Annotated in this window: 16 protein-coding genes; 8 read left to right on the plus strand and 8 right to left on the minus strand. The window is 65.4% G+C overall.

Annotated features, from left to right (window positions below; all coding sequences use genetic code 11):
- From EWH21_RS19335 to eutC, 4 genes are all read left to right on the plus strand, one after another.
- Window positions 1-137: aldehyde dehydrogenase family protein (locus EWH21_RS19335; RefSeq protein WP_074968520.1), on the plus strand; the 137-nt coding region annotated here is incomplete at its 5' end.
- 63 nt (window positions 138-200) lie between these two features.
- On the plus strand, window positions 201-1649 hold the full coding sequence (gene eat, locus EWH21_RS19340; protein ID WP_037056018.1) for an ethanolamine permease: 1449 nt from the start codon (window positions 201-203) through the stop codon (window positions 1647-1649).
- 46 nt (window positions 1650-1695) lie between these two features.
- Window positions 1696-3090: an ethanolamine ammonia-lyase subunit EutB gene (locus EWH21_RS19345; protein WP_150606387.1), complete on the plus strand. Its 1395-nt coding sequence runs from the start codon at window positions 1696-1698 to the stop codon at window positions 3088-3090.
- Window positions 3091-3105: 15 nt separating this feature from the next.
- Complete coding sequence (gene eutC, locus EWH21_RS19350; RefSeq protein ID WP_037056013.1) at window positions 3106-3915, plus strand: ethanolamine ammonia-lyase subunit EutC; 810 nt, start codon at window positions 3106-3108, stop codon at window positions 3913-3915.
- Between the two features lie 97 nt (window positions 3916-4012).
- On the opposite strand, the gene EWH21_RS19355 is transcribed toward eutC, so the two are convergent.
- The 4 genes from EWH21_RS19355 to EWH21_RS19370 form a co-directional block, all read right to left on the minus strand.
- Window positions 4013-4948, minus strand: a complete 936-nt coding sequence (locus EWH21_RS19355) for a glutathione S-transferase family protein (RefSeq protein ID WP_277699098.1) — start codon at window positions 4946-4948, stop codon at window positions 4013-4015.
- 107 nt (window positions 4949-5055) lie between these two features.
- Window positions 5056-5373, minus strand: coding sequence for a GIY-YIG nuclease family protein (locus tag EWH21_RS19360; protein ID WP_037056025.1), 318 nt, complete (start codon window positions 5371-5373; stop codon window positions 5056-5058).
- Window positions 5370-6089, minus strand: coding sequence for a phosphatidylcholine synthase (gene pcsA / locus EWH21_RS19365; protein ID WP_037056010.1), 720 nt, complete (start codon window positions 6087-6089; stop codon window positions 5370-5372). The genes EWH21_RS19360 and pcsA overlap by 4 nt, the downstream gene beginning before the upstream one ends.
- A gap of 99 nt (window positions 6090-6188) precedes the next feature.
- Window positions 6189-6659: a nuclear transport factor 2 family protein gene (locus EWH21_RS19370; protein ID WP_134678232.1), complete on the minus strand. Its 471-nt coding sequence runs from the start codon at window positions 6657-6659 to the stop codon at window positions 6189-6191.
- Between the two features lie 120 nt (window positions 6660-6779).
- Between EWH21_RS19370 and EWH21_RS19375 the strand changes: the two genes are divergently transcribed.
- Window positions 6780-7724 (plus strand): helix-turn-helix domain-containing protein, encoded by a 945-nt coding sequence (locus EWH21_RS19375; protein ID WP_277699099.1) that lies wholly within the window; start codon window positions 6780-6782, stop codon window positions 7722-7724.
- A 66-nt stretch (window positions 7725-7790) separates the two neighbouring features.
- Here EWH21_RS19375 and EWH21_RS19380 read toward each other — a convergent pair whose 3' ends face one another.
- The 4 genes from EWH21_RS19380 to EWH21_RS19395 form a co-directional block, all read right to left on the minus strand.
- Window positions 7791-8552: an amino acid ABC transporter ATP-binding protein gene (locus tag EWH21_RS19380; protein ID WP_037056004.1), complete on the minus strand. Its 762-nt coding sequence runs from the start codon at window positions 8550-8552 to the stop codon at window positions 7791-7793.
- Window positions 8553-8705: 153 nt separating this feature from the next.
- Window positions 8706-9803 carry an amino acid ABC transporter permease gene (locus tag EWH21_RS19385; protein WP_277699100.1) on the minus strand — a complete coding sequence of 366 codons (1098 nt, stop codon included), beginning with the start codon at window positions 9801-9803 and terminating at the stop codon, window positions 8706-8708.
- A gap of 9 nt (window positions 9804-9812) precedes the next feature.
- Window positions 9813-10997, minus strand: coding sequence for an amino acid ABC transporter permease (locus tag EWH21_RS19390; protein ID WP_152489477.1), 1185 nt, complete (start codon window positions 10995-10997; stop codon window positions 9813-9815).
- A gap of 143 nt (window positions 10998-11140) precedes the next feature.
- A complete protein-coding gene (locus EWH21_RS19395; RefSeq protein ID WP_152489478.1) occupies window positions 11141-12169 on the minus strand; it encodes an amino acid ABC transporter substrate-binding protein in 1029 nt (342 codons plus the stop codon).
- A gap of 478 nt (window positions 12170-12647) precedes the next feature.
- Here EWH21_RS19395 and EWH21_RS19400 point away from each other — a divergent pair, with 478 nt between their 5' ends.
- From EWH21_RS19400 to EWH21_RS19410, 3 genes are all read left to right on the plus strand, one after another.
- Window positions 12648-13307 carry an alpha/beta fold hydrolase gene (locus tag EWH21_RS19400; RefSeq protein WP_037055996.1) on the plus strand — a complete coding sequence of 220 codons (660 nt, stop codon included), beginning with the start codon at window positions 12648-12650 and terminating at the stop codon, window positions 13305-13307.
- A gap of 24 nt (window positions 13308-13331) precedes the next feature.
- A complete protein-coding gene (locus tag EWH21_RS19405; RefSeq protein ID WP_277699101.1) occupies window positions 13332-15233 on the plus strand; it encodes an acyl-CoA synthetase in 1902 nt (633 codons plus the stop codon).
- A gap of 191 nt (window positions 15234-15424) precedes the next feature.
- The gene (locus EWH21_RS19410) at window positions 15425-16363 is read left to right on the plus strand and encodes a GGDEF domain-containing protein (RefSeq protein ID WP_277699102.1); all 939 of its coding nucleotides are present in this window, start codon (window positions 15425-15427) and stop codon (window positions 16361-16363) included.
- The last annotated feature ends 48 nt before the right edge of the window (window positions 16364-16411 follow it).

The raw sequence follows: 16411 nt of genomic DNA on the forward strand, positions 1-16411 counted from the left end.
ACCCGGCGCATGCTGCCTTCGGCGGCTACAAGAAGTCCGGGGTCGGGCGTGAGACCCACAAGATGATGCTCGATCACTACCAGCAGACCAAGAACCTGCTGGTCAGCTACGACATCAATCCGCTGGGGTTCTTCTGATCTGCCATTCCCCCGACAACCTCACCCCGTGACCGCGTCACGGGGTGCCAAGGAGTTACCTCAATGAGCAAAGAAACCCTTGCCACGCCTGCCTCGGCAGGCGGCGTGGAAACGGAAGCGGTCAGCGCCGACTACTTCGCCAGCCGCCAGCTGAAACAGGGCGCCGCCGGCTGGATCCTGCTGATCGGCCTGGGCGTGGCCTACGTGATCTCCGGCGACTACGCCGGCTGGAACTTCGGCCTGGCCCAGGGCGGCTGGGGCGGCATGTTCGTCGCCACGCTGCTGATGGCGACCATGTACCTGTGCATGTGCTTCTCGCTGGCCGAACTGTCGTCGATGATCCCCACGGCCGGCGGCGGCTACGGCTTCACCCGTACCGCGTTCGGTCCCTGGGGCGGCTTTCTCACCGGCACGGCGATTCTCATCGAGTACGCCATCGCCCCCGCTGCCATCGCCTGCTTCATCGGTGCCTACTGCGAATCGCTGTTCGGCATCGGCGGCTGGGTGGTCTACCTGGCCTTCTACGTGGTCTTCATCGGCATCCATGTGCTCGGGGCCGGCGAGGCGCTGAAGCTGATGTTCGTCATCACCGCCGTGGCGGCCATCGCCCTGGGTGTGTTCATCGTCGCCATGGTGCCGCACTTCCAGCTGGCCAACCTGTTCGACATCCCCGCCACCGAAGCGACCGGCGCCAGCACCTTCCTGCCGTTCGGCTACCTGGGCATCTGGGCCGCCCTGCCCTACGCCATCTGGTTCTTCCTCGCGGTCGAGGGCGTGCCGCTGGCCGCCGAGGAAACCAAGAACCCGAAACGCGACCTGCCGCGTGGCCTGATCGGCGCCATGCTGGTGCTGCTGGCCTTCGCCGGTCTGATCCTGCTGGTCGGCCCGGGCGGCGCTGGTGCCCAGGCGCTGATGGCCTCGGGCAACCCGCTGGTCGAGGCGCTGGAGAAGGTCTACGGCGGTTCCACCTGGATGAGCCAGTTCGTCAACCTGGTCGGCCTGGCCGGGCTGGTCGCCAGCTTCTTCTCGATCATCTATGCCTACTCGCGGCAGATCTTCGCCCTCTCCCGCGCCGGCTACCTACCACGCAGCCTGTCGCTGACCAACCGCAACAAGGCGCCGGTGTTGGCACTGATCGTGCCTGGAATTATCGGCTTTGGTTTGTCATTGAGCGGCCAGGGCGACCTGCTGATCCTGGTAGCGGTGTTCGGCGCGACCATCTCCTACGTGCTGATGATGGCGGCGCACATCACCCTGCGCATCCGCCGCCCGGACATGCCGCGTCCGTACCGTACGCCCGGTGGAGTGCTGACTTCATCGGTCGCGCTGGTACTGGCGGCGGTGGCACTGGTCGCCGGTTTCCTGGTCGATCCACGGGTCGTGATCGGTGCGGCAGTCATCTACGCTCTGTTCATCGCCTATTTCGCCTTGTACAGCCGTCATCATCTGGTGTCCGGCACACCGGAGGAAGAGTTCGCCGCCATCCAGGCCGCCGAACGTTCGCTGCGCTGACAGGCTCAAGCGGCCGCCCACGGGCGGCCGCGACAGGAGGATTTGCATGGCCCGCTTCACCCATACCATCGCCAGCATGACCTGGAGCTTCGACAGCCTGCGCGAGCTGATGGCCAAGGCCACCCCGGCGCGCTCCGGCGACTACCTGGCCGGCGTCGCCGCCAGCAGCGACGCCGAGCGCGCCGCCGCACAGATGACCCTGGCCGAGGTGCCGCTCAAGCATTTCCTGCAGGAGGCGCTGATTCCCTACGAGCAGGACGAGGTCACCCGGCTGATCATCGACAGCCACGACAGCGCAGCCTTCGCCCCGGTCAGCCACCTCACGGTCGGCGGTCTGCGCGACTGGCTGCTCAGCGACGCCGCCGACGAAGCCGCCCTCACCGCCCTGGCCGCGGGGCTGACGCCGGAGATGGTCGCCGCGGTATCGAAGATCATGCGCGTGCAGGACCTGGTGCTGGTGGCGCAGAAGACCCGCGTGGTCACCCGCTTTCGCAACACCCAGGGGCTGCGCGGGCGCATGTCCACGCGCCTGCAGCCCAACCACCCGACCGACGACCCGGCCGGCATCGCCGCCAGCGTGGTCGACGGCCTGCTCTACGGCAATGGCGATGCCATGATCGGCATCAACCCGGCCACCGACAGCATGAGCGCGGTGTGCACCCTGCTGGAGATGCTCGATGCGGTCATCCAGCGCTACGAGATTCCTACCCAGTCCTGCGTGCTGACCCACGTCACCAGCTCCATCGCCGCCATCGAGCGCGGTGCGCCGCTGGACCTGGTATTCCAGTCCATCGCCGGCACCGAGGCGGCCAACGCCAGCTTCGGCGTCAGCCTCAAGGTGCTGCAGGAAGGCTACGAAGCCGGCCTGAGCCTCAAGCGTGGCACCCTGGGCAACAACCTGATGTACTTCGAGACCGGCCAGGGCAGCGCGCTGTCGGCCAACGCCAACCATGGCGTCGACCAGCAGACCTGCGAGACCCGTGCCTATGCGGTGGCCCGTCACTTCAATCCGTTTCTGGTCAACACCGTGGTCGGCTTCATCGGCCCGGAGTACCTGTACAACGGCAAGCAGATCATCCGCGCCGGGCTGGAGGATCACTTCTGCGGCAAGCTGCTCGGCGTGCCGATGGGTTGCGACATCTGCTACACCAACCATGCCGAGGCCGACCAGGACGACATGGACATGCTGCTGACCCTGCTCGGCGCGGCCGGCATCAACTTCATCATGGGCATTCCCGGCTCCGACGACGTGATGCTCAACTACCAGACCACCTCGTTCCACGACGCGCTCTACGCGCGCAAGGTCCTCGGCCTGCACGCCGCGCCGGAGTTCGAGGCGTGGCTGGCACGCATGGGCATCTTCCAGCAACAGGGCGGACAGCTGCGCATGGGCGACGAGTTGCCCCCGGCGTTCCGCAAGGCCCTGGCCCAGCTGGCCTGATCATTCGAGGTTGTCATGAGCGAAAAGTCCCCCGCTACCGAAAACCCCTGGCAGCAGCTGCGCCAGCTGACACCGGCGCGCATTGCCCTGGGCCGGGCCGGCACCAGCCTGCCGACCAGCGCCCAGCTGGATTTCCAGTTCGCCCACGCCCAGGCGCGTGACGCCGTGCACCTGCCGTTCGACCACACGGCCCTGCGCGAAGCGCTGCACGACCGCCAGCTACCGACCCTGCTGCTGCACAGCGCTGCCGCCGACCGTCACACCTACCTGCAGCGCCCGGACCTCGGCAGGCGCCTGCATGAAGACGCAGCCCAACTGCTGGTCGACTATGCCGAAGAGCACGGCCGGGGCTACGACCTGGCCATCGTCATCGCCGACGGCCTGTCGTCGCTGGCGGTGCAGCGGCACAGCCTGCCGTTTCTCGATCGTCTGCTGGAGCAGGTACTGGAAGAAGGCTGGTCGCTGGCGCCGATCACCCTGGTCGAACAGGGTCGGGTCGCGGTGGCGGACGAGATCGGCGAACGCCTCGGGGCGAAGATGACGGTGATCCTCATCGGCGAACGGCCGGGGCTGAGCTCCCCGGACAGCCTGGGGCTGTACTTCACTTACGGGCCGAAAGTCGGCCTCAACGACGCCTACCGCAACTGCATCTCCAACGTGCGCCTGGAGGGCCTGAGCTACGGCATGGCCACCTTCCGCCTGATGTACCTGATGCGCGAGGCCTGCCGGCGCCAGCTCTCGGGGGTCGACCTCAAGGACGAAGCCGAGGTGCCGACGCTCGAAGACAGCGGGCCGGGCAACTTCCTGCTGCCCGATCAGCGCTGAGGGAGGGCTTTGGCCGCACCTGTCGCGGCCAAAGCCCCTCCCACGGCAGTGGCAGGGGCTTCTGCGGGAGCGGCTTAACCGCAACCCTTGCGAGCGATCAGCGTGCTTCGATACGGAAGCCCAGGCGCGGGAAATGCACATGAACGGTGCCTGCTCGCTCGTCTTCACGACGCAGGATCAGCTCGTCGCGCCCGGCGAAGACCAGCTCGCCCTGCACCGGATCGACGCCATAGTCCACCGCCGCGATGCTCACCGCCTGACCGGGCACGAAGCCGTTGGGGTCGCTGAACGCCTCCTCCGGCAGCGCCGCCGGGCTCGCCTCGCTGGCGATGGCGATGGCCTGCTCGCTGCTCATCTCGCTCAACGAACCATGCCCGAAGCCCAGTACACGGCCGAGCCAGGCGGCGACTTCCGGGTAGTCGTCGACCAGCGGCGAGGTCACCGGGGTACCACGCAGGAACCACAGGCAGTGGGCCACGGCGAAGTCGGCATGCGAGGGTTCGCCGAAGAGGAAATCGCCCTGTTCGCGCTGCAGCTGTTGCTGCAACAGCCCCATCAGAGCCGGCCACTGGTGCCTGGCCTGATCCAGCGGCACGCGGGTGGCCGTGCCACCGGAGAACAGCGCGCTGCGGTCGGCCGCGAAGGCCTTGGCGAATTCCGGCGGCACCTTGGCGAAACGCAGGGCCATGGACTCGGGCTGGAACACCAGCGCCACGGCATGCTGGAACAGGACCGAGTCGGCCCACTGGGCCAGCAGGCCGACATTGAACTCCTGCCCTTCGGGAAACAGCGCCGGCGCGGCTTTCTCGGCCTCGAGGCGACGGGCGATCAGCGCGGTATCGCAATAGATGTCGGCACCGACTTGCAGCACCGGGGTCTTGCGGTAGCCGCCGGTCAGCGCGGTGAGATCGGGCTTGGGCATCAGCGGAGGAATCATCACCGAGCGCCAGGACAGCTGTTTGAAGCCCAGCATCAGGCGGGCTTTCTCGGCGAACGGCGAAGTGGGGTAATGGTGAAGAATCAACTCGTGCATGAGGCGCTCCGTATCAGGTCCGAATGCCCGTTCAAGGTCTGCGCTCTCTCAGCCATGTGACGCTGGCAGCGACTCAGGCTCGCAGACGTTGAAAAGACTCCAAGCCGTCAGCTTACCCGCGCCAGGGGGTCGCGCACACCGCCTTGGGCTGATGCGTCGCCATCAATGGCCAGAATGAGCGATTCCTTGGCTGCCTTGCTCAGGCGCTTGATCGCCCGCTCGCGACGCAGGGCATCGCCCTTGCCGGCACAGGCCTCGACGTAGGCCAGCGCCAGCGCCGGGCTGGTATGGAAGAAACGCGCACCCTTGCCGGCCTGATGCTGGGCGAAACGCCGCTGCGGGTCATCGCTGATGCCGCAGTACAGGGCACCGTTGGCGGCGCGTACCAGGTAGACGAACCAGGCCTTGTCCGGCGCGGCACTCATGCGCGCCGCGGCAACCATTCGCGCGCCGAGCGCCACAGGCACATGCCGACGAAATAGGTCGAGGCGGCGAACCACAGGCCCAGTATCCACACCGAGTTGTGCGGGTACTGCAGGATCAGCAGCGCGCTGGAGAGCATCCAGACGAAGGTCACGAAGATGTTCAGCGGCATGAACTGACGCACCCGGAAGGGGTGCAGGAACTTCATCTTGGTCAGGGTCAGCGCGGCCAGCAGCACGATCATGCCCAGGGTGATCCAGGGGTGCACATCGAGGATGTAGAAGTACAGCACCACCACGTTCCAGGCCGCCGGGAACCCCACGAAGTAGTTGTCCTGGCTCTTCATGTTCAGGTTGCAGAAACAGAACAGCGACGACAGCAGGATCAGCCCGACCGCGAACAACGGGGTGTAATCGGGCAACGGGATGAAGCGGTAGAGGAAGATCGCCGGGATGAACACGTACGTCAGGTAGTCGATCACCAGGTCCAGGGTCGAACCATCGAAGTGCGGCAGTACGCTCTTGACGTCATAACGCCGCGCCAGCGAACCATCCAGGCCGTCGACCAGCAGGGCCAGGCCCAGCCACAACAGGCATTGCTTGGGCTGGCCATCGAGTACGGAGAGCAGGGCCAGCAGGGCGAGGATCACGCCACTGGCAGTGACGGCATGAACCCCCCAGGCCTTGGCCTGTTTAACGGCAACGATCAGTTCGGTCACGGCAGGTCTCGATGGGCAGTGGTGGTGCAGCACACCGTGTGCGCACGCTTTATTGGCAATTGAGACCGGCTAGCCTACCACTGCGTTCCTTCGCCCGCCTCAGCGCGACGCGCGAAACTGCTCCAGACCACGTGCCGCCTGTCGTCTGATGGCCGCCTGGACCGGCGCCGCCCAGCCCAGCAGCAGGCCCTTGAGGCCGAGCGCCTGGCGCGACCAGCGCCAGAGATCGAAGTGGTCGTGGTGCTCGACGATCAGGCCATCGCGGAACACGAAGCGCGCCTGGATACGGTTGACAACCTGTCGCCCCGTGGCGCTGAAGCGGTAGCTGGCCACCCAGCGCGCGCGGCCGCCATGCTCGTCGGCCTCCACCCCGTCGAAGGTCAGCGAGAAGCCCTCGGCTCGGCTGCACAGCATGCGCCACATGTCCCCCGCCTGCGCACCTCGCAGATCGGTGAACACGGGGTCGGAGAAGTGCACGTCCTCGGCGTAGCAGCCGGCCATGCTCTCGGCGTCGAGACGCTGGAAGGCGCTGTAGAAGCGCTGGATCAGTTCGGCATTGGGGTGGCTCATGGGCGTTCCTGCGAATCGCTGATGAATGCAGCCTAGTCTGCGCGTCGCCCGCTCTGAAGACGATTGGCGATCAGGACAACTTTGTGTCAATAATCGCCAACCTCTTCACCGGATACCACCATGCTGCGCATCGCGCTGTACGTCTGCCCCCAGACCATCTGCTCCAGCCTGAGCATGGCGCAGGACGCCTTCGCCCTGGCCAACCGCCTGGCAGCCGCGCCCTGCTTCAGGCTCCAGCGCTTCAGCCTCGATGCCCGTCCCGTGCAGCTGGAGTTCGCCCAGATCCAGGTCGATGGCGGACTGGAGCTGGCGGAACAGGCCGACCTGCTGATCGTGCCGGCCACCGGCAGCGCGGTCGGCCTGACCCTGGAAAGCAATGCCAGGCTGCTGCCCTGGCTGGCACGCCGCGACCGCCAGCAAGTCGCCAGCCTGTGCAGCAGCGCCTTCCTGCTGGCCGCCGCCGGCCTGCTCGACGGACGCCAGGCGACCACGCACTGGGCGCTGGCGGATGCCTTCGCCAGACACTACCCCCAGGTGCACCTGCGCAGCGACCTGCTGCTGACCGAGGATGGCCCGCTGTTCTGCTCGGGCGGCGCCCAGGCGGGACTCGACCTGTGCCTGCACCTGATCGCCCTGCACGCCGGCGAATGGCTGGCCCAGCAGGTGGCCGCCGCCATGGTGATCGAACGCCAGCGCGGCACGCAGACCCGCTTCGCCCCGCTGCTGCCGCACAGCGAAGACCGAACGCTGGCGCCGCTGCTGCAGTGGCTGCGCGAACACCATGCCGAGGCACTCGACCTGCCCCGTCTCGCCCGGCAGGCGCATTGCTCCTCGCGCACCCTGCTGCGCCGCTTCCGCCTGGCCACCGGGATGACTCCGGGCGAATACCTGCAACGCCTGCGCATCAGCCAGGCGCAGCAGGCGCTGGCCGAGTCGACGCAGTCGCTGGAGCAGGTCGCCTGTCAGGTCGGTTTCAGTGATCGCGCGACCTTCGCCAAGCGCTTCAAGCAGCTGTGCGGCGAAACGCCCGGCGCGTTCCGCAAACGCATGCGACGCAGCAGCTGACCCGCCCGCCGGGCGACCACGAAAAAGGGAGCCCGCAGGCTCCCTGATGACTCGCGTGGCGCTGGCTCAGTGCAGGATCTGGCTGAGGAACAGCTGGGTACGCTCGTTCTGCGGGTTGGTGAAGAAGGTATCCGGATCGGCCTGTTCGACGATCTCGCCCTTGTCCATGAAGATCACCCGGTTGGCCACGGTACGGGCGAAGCCCATCTCGTGGGTCACGCAGAGCATGGTCATGCCGTCTTCGGCCAGACCGATCATGGTGTCGAGCACCTCCTTGACCATTTCCGGGTCCAGTGCCGAGGTGGGTTCGTCGAACAGCATGATCTTCGGCTTCATGCACAGCGCACGGGCGATCGCCACACGCTGCTGCTGACCGCCGGAGAGCTGTCCCGGGTACTTGCCCGCCTGCTCGGGGATGCGCACGCGCTCGAGGAAGTGCATGGCGATTTCCTCGGCCTGGCGCTTGGGCATCTTGCGCACCCACATCGGCGCCAGGGTGCAGTTCTGCAGCACGGTCAGGTGCGGGAACAGGTTGAAGTGCTGGAACACCATGCCCACCTCGCGACGAATCGCCTCGATGTGCTTGAGGTCACCGGTCAGCTCGGTGCCATCGACCACGATGCGCCCCTGCTGGTGCTCCTCCAGGCGGTTGATGCAGCGGATGGTGGTCGACTTGCCCGAGCCGGAAGGCCCGCACAGCACGATACGCTCACCCGCCTGCACGCTCAGGTTGATGTCCTTGAGCACGTGGAACTGGCCGTACCACTTGTTCACGCCCTGCAGCAGGATCATCGGCTCGGCGCTGGGTTGCTTGACTGCTTCACTCATAATTCACTCCTCTCGAGGAACCGATTCAGGATTTGGCGCTGCAGCCAGGCAAGGCGAAAACAGGTGAGGACGCGCAGCGTACTGGTGTACCTGAGCATTCCGGGACCGTTTTCAACGCCGCCTGACCGACGCGCAGCAGATACTGATCAGCTCCTAACGCTTGTGGCCGGTATCCAGCTTCCTCTCCAGTCGCTGGGAGTAGCGGGACATGCCGAAACAGAAAATCCAGAAAATCAGTGCGGCGAACACATAGCCTTCGGTGGCCATGCCCAGCCAGGCCGGATCGGTGGTTGCCTGCTTGATGCTGTTGAGCAGGTCGAACAGGCCGATGATGATCACCAGGCTGGTGTCCTTGAATAGGGCGATGAACACGTTGACGATGCCCGGAATCACCAGCTTGAGCGCCTGCGGCAGAATCACCAGGCCCATCATCCGCCAGTAGCCCAAGCCCATGGCCGCAGCGGCCTCGTACTGGCCCTTGGGAATGGCCTGCAGACCGCCACGCACCACTTCGGCGATGTAGGCGGACTGGAACAGGATCACCCCGATCAGTGCGCGCATCAGCTTGTCGAAGTGCATGCCCTCGGGCAGGAACAGCGGCAGCATCACCGAGGACATGAACAGCACGGTGATCAGCGGCACACCACGCCAGAACTCGATGAAGGTGACGCAGATGACCTTGATCGCCGGCAGGTTGGAGCGTCGCCCCAGCGCCAGCAGGATGCCCAGCGGCAACGCCCCGGTAATGCCGACGGAGGCGATCACCAGCGTCAGCATCAGGCCGCCCCACTGGCTGGTGGCGACCACGCTCAGGCCGAACACGCCGCCATGCAGCAGGCTCCAGGCGATGAGCGGATAGAGCACCAGGAACGCCAGGCCGTACAGCGCCTTGCGCGGCATCTGCGGGACGAACAGCGGCGCCGCGCCGACGATCGCCAGCCACAGGGTGGTGTCCACGCGCCAGCGCAGTTCGCTGGGGTAGAAGCCGTACATGAACTGGCCGAAGCGCTGCTGGATGAACACCCAGCAGGCGCCCTCCTGGGTGCAATCGGCGCGGGTGCTGCCGACCCAGTTGGCATCGATGATCGCCCACTGCAGCAGCGGCGGCACCACCAGCCAGATCAGGTAGATCGCGAAGACGGTCAACAGGCTGTTGAACCAGTTGGAGAACAGGTTCGCCTTGAGCCAGCCCAGCATGCCAACGCTCATGCGCGGCGGCGGCAGGTCCGGTTTGAAAGTATGGGATTGCATGGCTGCTCCTTACCGCTCGGTCAGCGCAATGCGCTTGTTGTACCAGTTCATCAGCAGGGAAATGCTGATGCTGATGGCGAGGTAGACGCTCATGGTGATGGCGATCACCTCGATGGCCTGGCCGGTCTGGTTGAGCACCGTGCCGGCGAACAGCGAGACCATGTCCGGATAGCCGATACCGGCGGCCAGCGACGAGTTCTTCGCCAGGTTCAGGTACTGGCTGGTCAGCGGCGGAACGATCACCCGCAGGGCCTGCGGGATGATCACCAGGCGCAGGGTGATGCCCGGACGCAGCCCCAGCGAGCGGGCGGCCTCGGTCTGGCCATGGCTGACGGCCATGATCCCGGAGCGCACGTTCTCGGCGATGAAGGCGGCGGTGTAGATGGTCAGTGCCAGGGTCAACGCCATCAGCTCGGGGATCATCACCCAGCCGCCACGGAAGTTGAAACCGGCCAGCTGCGGCACGCTCCATTGCAGCGGGTTACCGCCGACGAGCACGGCCAGGCCGGGAAGCACCACGATCAGCGCCAGCGAGGTCCACAGCAGCGGGAATATCTGGCCGGTAGCCTCACGCCGCTTCTTGGCCCAGCGCCCGAGAGCGACGATGCCGACGATGGTCGCCAGCAGCACCACGGCGAACAGCCCGAAGTTCTCCGACGGGCTCGGCGCAGGCAGGTAGAGGCCACGGCTGTTGAGAAAGAAGGTTTCACCCAGATCCAGACTCTGCCGGGGACCAGGCAGGGCGAGGAACACGGCGAAATACCAGAAGAGTATCTGCAGCAACGGCGGGATGTTGCGGAATATCTCGATGTAGACGGTGGCCAGCTTGTTGATCAGCCAGTTCGGCGACAGGCGCGCCACGCCGAGCAGGAACCCGAGAATGGAGGCCAGCACGATACCGATGACCGAGACCAGCAGGGTGTTGAGCAGTCCGATCACGAAGACGCGGACGTAGCTGTCGCTCTCGGTGTAATCGATCAGGTGCTGGGCGATGCCGAAGCCGGCACTGTTGTTGAGGAAAGCGAAGCCGGAAATGATCCCGCGCTTCTCCAGGTTGGCCTGGGTGTTCTGGAAGAGAAACCAGCCGAGCGCCACGACAGCGACAACGGCGATGATCTGGAACAGCCACGCGCGCACCTGCGGATCGTTCAGGAACGATCCTCGCGGGCGCGGGGCATTAGCAGTCGTTTGCATAACAACCCTCTTGGAAGCCCCGGCCGCACGCAAGCCGGCCGGAGTTCACATCAGCGGAAACGACAGCGGCAGACCCCGAGAACCGGTCCATAGGCTGCTGCGCGCGAGCCTATGAACAGATTCCCGCCTGCCGCTGTGGACGGTCAACGCACCGGCGGTGCGTACTGCAGACCACCCTTGTTCCAAAGGGCGTTGAGACCACGCTCGATCTTCAGCTCGCTACCGGCACCCACGTTGCGGTCGAAGGACTCGCCGTAGTTACCGACCTGCTTGACGATCTGCACGGCCCAGTCTTTCGGCAGCTTGAGGTCCTTGCCGAACTCACCCTCGGCACCCAGCAGACGAGCGACGTCCGGGTTCTTGGTGGTCTTGGCGGTTTCTTCGACGTTGGCCGAGGTCACGCCCAGTTCTTCGGCGTTGAGCATGGCGAACAGGGTCCAGCGCACGATGTCGAACCACTCCTCGTCACCCTGGCGCACGACCGGGCCCAGCGGTTCCTTGGAGATGACTTCCGGCAGTACCACGTACTCGTCCGGGTTGGCCAGCTTGATGCGCTGCGCGTACAGCTGCGACTGGTCGGAGGTCAGCACGTCGCAACGGCCCGCTTCGACCGACTTGGCGCTCTCGTCGGAGGTATCGTAGGTGATGGGGGTGTACTTCATGCCGTTGGCACGGAAGTAGTCGGAGAGGTTCAGTTCGGTGGTGGTACCGGCCTGGATGCAGACGGTAGCGCCGTCCAGTTCCTTGGCACTGGAAACGCCCAGCTTCTTGTTCACCAGGAAGCCCTGGCCGTCGTAGTAGTTGGTGCCAGTGAAGTTCAGGCCCAGCGCCGAGTCGCGCGAGCTGGTCCAGGTGGTGTTGCGCGACAGGATGTCGACCTCGCCGGACTGCAGCGCGGTGAAGCGCTCCTTGGCGGTCAGCGGGCTGTACTTGACCTTGGTAGCGTCACCGAAGACCGCGGCAGCAACAGCGCGGCAGACGTCGACGTCCAGACCCAGGTAGTTGCCTTTCTCATCTGCATAGGAGAAGCCCGGCAGACCGTCGCTGATACCGCACTGCACGAAGCCTTTCTTCTGCACGGCGTCCAGGGTGGCGCCCGCCTGAGCGAAGCCACTGACGCCAAGCACCGCAGCGGTGGTCAGCATAGCCAGGGTGGATTTCACCATCTTCATCAAAAACCTCCAGTTGCTCTTGTTGTGTTGGAGTCTCAGTCCGGCTTCCCAACCCTTTTGAGGTGCACGCCCCGCTGGCAGCAACGAGGTCGGCGAGAAACTCGGACGTCAGGCGGGAGTCTAGTCGGCAATGCCCTCTGCTGGCCAACTGCCCCTGCCCTGCCCATTGGTTGAACGGGCCAGAGACGGATCGTCATCCGCCTGGGCGGCGTGCCACCCGGACGGTCTACTAAGGAACCCCACACAGCAGATTCCTGCCTGTTGAGCAGTCGGCAATGGCACAGTGTTACCTTTGCCGCACTGCATCGTCAGTCCACATCTGCCTTAGCAAGCCCCGTACCAGCAGCCTGCAAAATGCAGGATGAACAAGGGTCAAGAGCAAAATGTTCACCCTTGCGACAACTTATTCACAGATTAGTCGAGACTGGCACATAGCGCCGCCCCAACATCGGGCACTCGCACCACACTGGAGCTACCAATGACCGCACCCATGATTCTGCAGCCCCCACAAACCGCCGACGCCAGTGTGATCTGGCTGCACGGGCTGGGGGCTGATCGCTACGATTTCCTGCCGGTCGCGGAGATGCTGCAGGAGCGGCTGGCAACCACCCGTTTCATCCTGCCGCAGGCCCCCACACGCCCGGTGACCATCAATGGCGGCTGGAGCATGCCCAGCTGGTACGACATCCTCGCCATGAGCCCGGCCCGCGCCATCGACCAGGCGCAACTGGAGGCCTCCGCCGACCAGGTCATCGCCCTGATCGAAGCCGAGCGGGACAGCGGCATCGCCGCCGAACGCATCGTCCTGGCCGGCTTCTCCCAGGGCGGAGCTGTGGTGCTGCATACCGCCTTCCTGCGCTACGCCGAAACGCTCGGCGGCGTGCTGGCGCTGTCGACCTACGCCCCGACCTTCAGCGATGAAATGCAGCTGACGGATACAAAAAGACAACTGCCGGTGCTGTGTTTGCATGGCAAATTCGATGACGTGGTGACGCCCGACATGGGGCGCGCCGCGCATGATCGCCTGCACGCCTGCGGAGTGCCGGTGCAATGGCGCGACTATCCGATGGCGCACGAGGTACTGCCGGAGGAAATTCGCGATATCGCCGACTGGTTGAGCCAGCTGCAAGCCGGCTGACCGAACCGAAGAGATGCACAATAAATGAGCACAGCGCCCCTGATTCGCACCCTGCAGGACATCGAGCAGATCGAGGCCGTCGCACTGAGCGAACGCAACCTGCCGCCGAGCACCTTCGAGCTGATCCGCCGGACGGCCAGTGCGCAACCCGATGCCCCGGCGCTGTCGTTCATTCTCCAGGGCAATGGCGAGGAAACCCCGCTGCGCCTGAGCTACGCCGAGCTGCTGGGCAAGCTCACCCAGACCGCCAACGCCTTCCACCGCCTGGGCCTGCGCCCGGGCAAGGCCGTGTCGTTCCTCCTGCCGAACCTGCCGCAGACCCACTACACCATCTGGGGCGGCGAAGCGGCCGGGATCGTCAACGCGATCAACCCGCTGCTCGATCCCGAGCATATCGCCGAGCTGATCCACGCCTCGGACTCCGAACTGCTGGTGACCCTCGCCCCCTTCCCCGGCACCGACCTGTGGGACAAGGTGCAGGCCCTGCGCGGGCAACTGCCCGAGTTGAAGGCGATTCTCTGCGTGGACATGGCCAACCTGCTGCCCGAGCCGCAACGCAGTGCGCTCAAGGCCCAGCGCGGCGCCTGGCCGGAAGGTGTGCTGGACTTCGACGAGACCATCGCCGCCTGCCCGAACGACCACCTGGAAAGCGGCCGCATCATCGCCGCGGACGACGTAGCCAGCTACTTCCACACCGGCGGCACCACCGGCACGCCCAAGCTCGCCCCGCACAGCCATGGCAACGAAGTGGCGATGGCCTACAGCATGAACCTGGTCACCCGCTTCGGTCCGGGCGACGTGACGCTCTGCGGCCTGCCGCTGTTCCACGTCAACGGCGTGGTGGTTACCGGCCTGGCTGCCTTCATCGGCGGTGCCGAGGTGCTGCTGGCGACGCCACAGGGCTATCGCAACACCACGCTGATCGGCAACTTCTGGAAAGTCATCGAGCGCCACCGAGTCAGCTTCTTCAGTGGCGTACCGACCATCTATGCCGGGCTGCTGCAGGTGCCCAGCGAAGGCCATGACCTGTCCTCGCTGAAGTACGCGCTGTGCGGTGCGGCGCCGATGCCGGTCGAGCTGATCCGTCAGTTCGAGGTCAAGACCGGCCTGACCCTGATCGAAGGCTACGGCCTGACCGAAGGCACCTGCGGCAGCTGCGCCAACCCGCCGGCCGGAGAACGGCGCCCGGGCTCCATCGGCCTGCGCATGCCCTACTGCGAGGTGAGCATCAAGGTCCTCGACGACCAGGGCCGCTACCTGCGTGACGCCGCGCAGAACGAGATCGGCAACCTGTGCATCCGTGGCGCGACGGTGTTCAAGGGCTACCTGCAGACGAGCAAGAATGCCGGCATCTGGGTCGACGGTGACTGGTTCAACACCGGCGACCTCGGCCGCGTCGATGCCGATGGCTACATCTGGCTGACCGGCCGCAGCAAGGACCTGATCATCCGAGGCGGGCACAACATCGACCCGCAGATGATCGAGGAGGCGCTGCACAAGCACCCCGCCGTGGCCATGGCCGCAGCCGTCGGCAAACCGGACGAGAAAGCCGGCGAGCTGCCGGTGGTCTACGTGCAACTGAAACCCGGCAACCAGGCCAGCGAGGCGGAGCTGCTGGAGCACGCGGCGGCGCACATCCCCGAACGCGCGGCCATCCCCAAGAACGCCTGGATCGTCGACGCCATCCCGTTGACCGCGGTGGGCAAGACGTTCAAGCCGGCACTGCGCTTCGACGCCATCGCCCGCGTCTACCAGAGTGACCTCGCCGAGCTGCATCCCGCCATCCGCGTCGAGGTGCTGAGCGATGACCAGGCCGGGCAGCTGGCCCACGTCCATGTGCCGAACCAGGACGAGGCGCTGGCATCGGCCATCGGCGAGCGGTTGGCCGGCTACGCCGTCGGCCACCGCATTCATTTCGCGCCGTGATCTCGAGCACACACGAACAGGCATCAGTTAACAGCTTCGCACCGAGGTACAACCATTGGTCGGTGAGGCTTTGCCCGAGCATTGCCAGGTCTGCGACCCGAGAATAATGTCGAAGATTATTCGTGGACATGACAGGGAGCGTTGGTTTTGCCTTCCGGCGTTTTTGCCCGGTCTGGCACGACGAGATCGCGATGAAATCGGCGCACTGGCAGGCAGACCTGCAGCAAGTTCGGCAACTGCGGCTTTTTCACAATGTCGCGGCCAGCAGCCTCGATCAGCTGCTGCGGGAGTTTCGTGCCTGTGAGCTGGAAGCAGGCGAAGTCCTGCTCTCCCCCTTCAATCGCAACCAACACCTCTACCTGCTGATTTCAGGCCAGTTGCGCGTCTACCTCGGTTCACTGGACAACCAGGCCGTGAGCACCCTGGAAGTGGGCGACTGCGCAGGCGAGATCAGCTTCATCGACAACGAGCACCCTTCCGCCTATGTGGTGGCCGAGCGTCCCTCGGTCGTCCTGCGCCTGCACCGTGAGTCGCTGATCGCCCTGTTCCAGCAATCGCCGCAGCTGATGCAGAACCTGCTGGAGCTGCTCTGCGAACGGGTTCGCCAGGGCAACCGGCAGATTCTCGACAGCGAGCAGAATGCCAATATCGACACCCTCACCGGCTGCTTCAACAGGCGCTGGCTGGAGCATGTGTTCGAGCGCGAGAGCACCCGCTGCGCCTTCAACGACGAGCCGATGTCGCTGTTGATGCTGGATGTCGACCACTTCAAGGCCTACAACGACCAGCATGGCCACCTGGCCGGCGACTACGCCCTGTGCCTGGTCGCCCACACCCTGCGCAACCAGCTCCGTCCCAAGGACAGCCTGATACGCTTCGGCGGCGAGGAATTCGTCATCCTGCTGCCGGAGATCGCCGATCAGGATGCCCGCACCATCGGCGAGCGACTGCGTGCCAGCCTGGAACAGATCGACTCGTTCTACTCGCCGGTCGGCGTGCTGCCGGGCGTCACCATCTCCATCGGCCTGGCGCAGATGCAGCACAGCGACAGCCTGTCGGGGCTCATCGCCCGCGCCGACGCCGCGCTGTACCAGGCCAAGCAGCAGGGGCGCAACTGCCTCTGCGGCTGAATCGCCCCCCGCACACGCCCGCGCCAGAACTTCCCTGCTAGAGTGCCC

The organism is Pseudomonas sp. REST10, assembly GCF_029542605.1.
Taxonomy (GTDB): Bacteria; Pseudomonadota; Gammaproteobacteria; order Pseudomonadales; family Pseudomonadaceae; genus Aquipseudomonas; species Aquipseudomonas khazarica.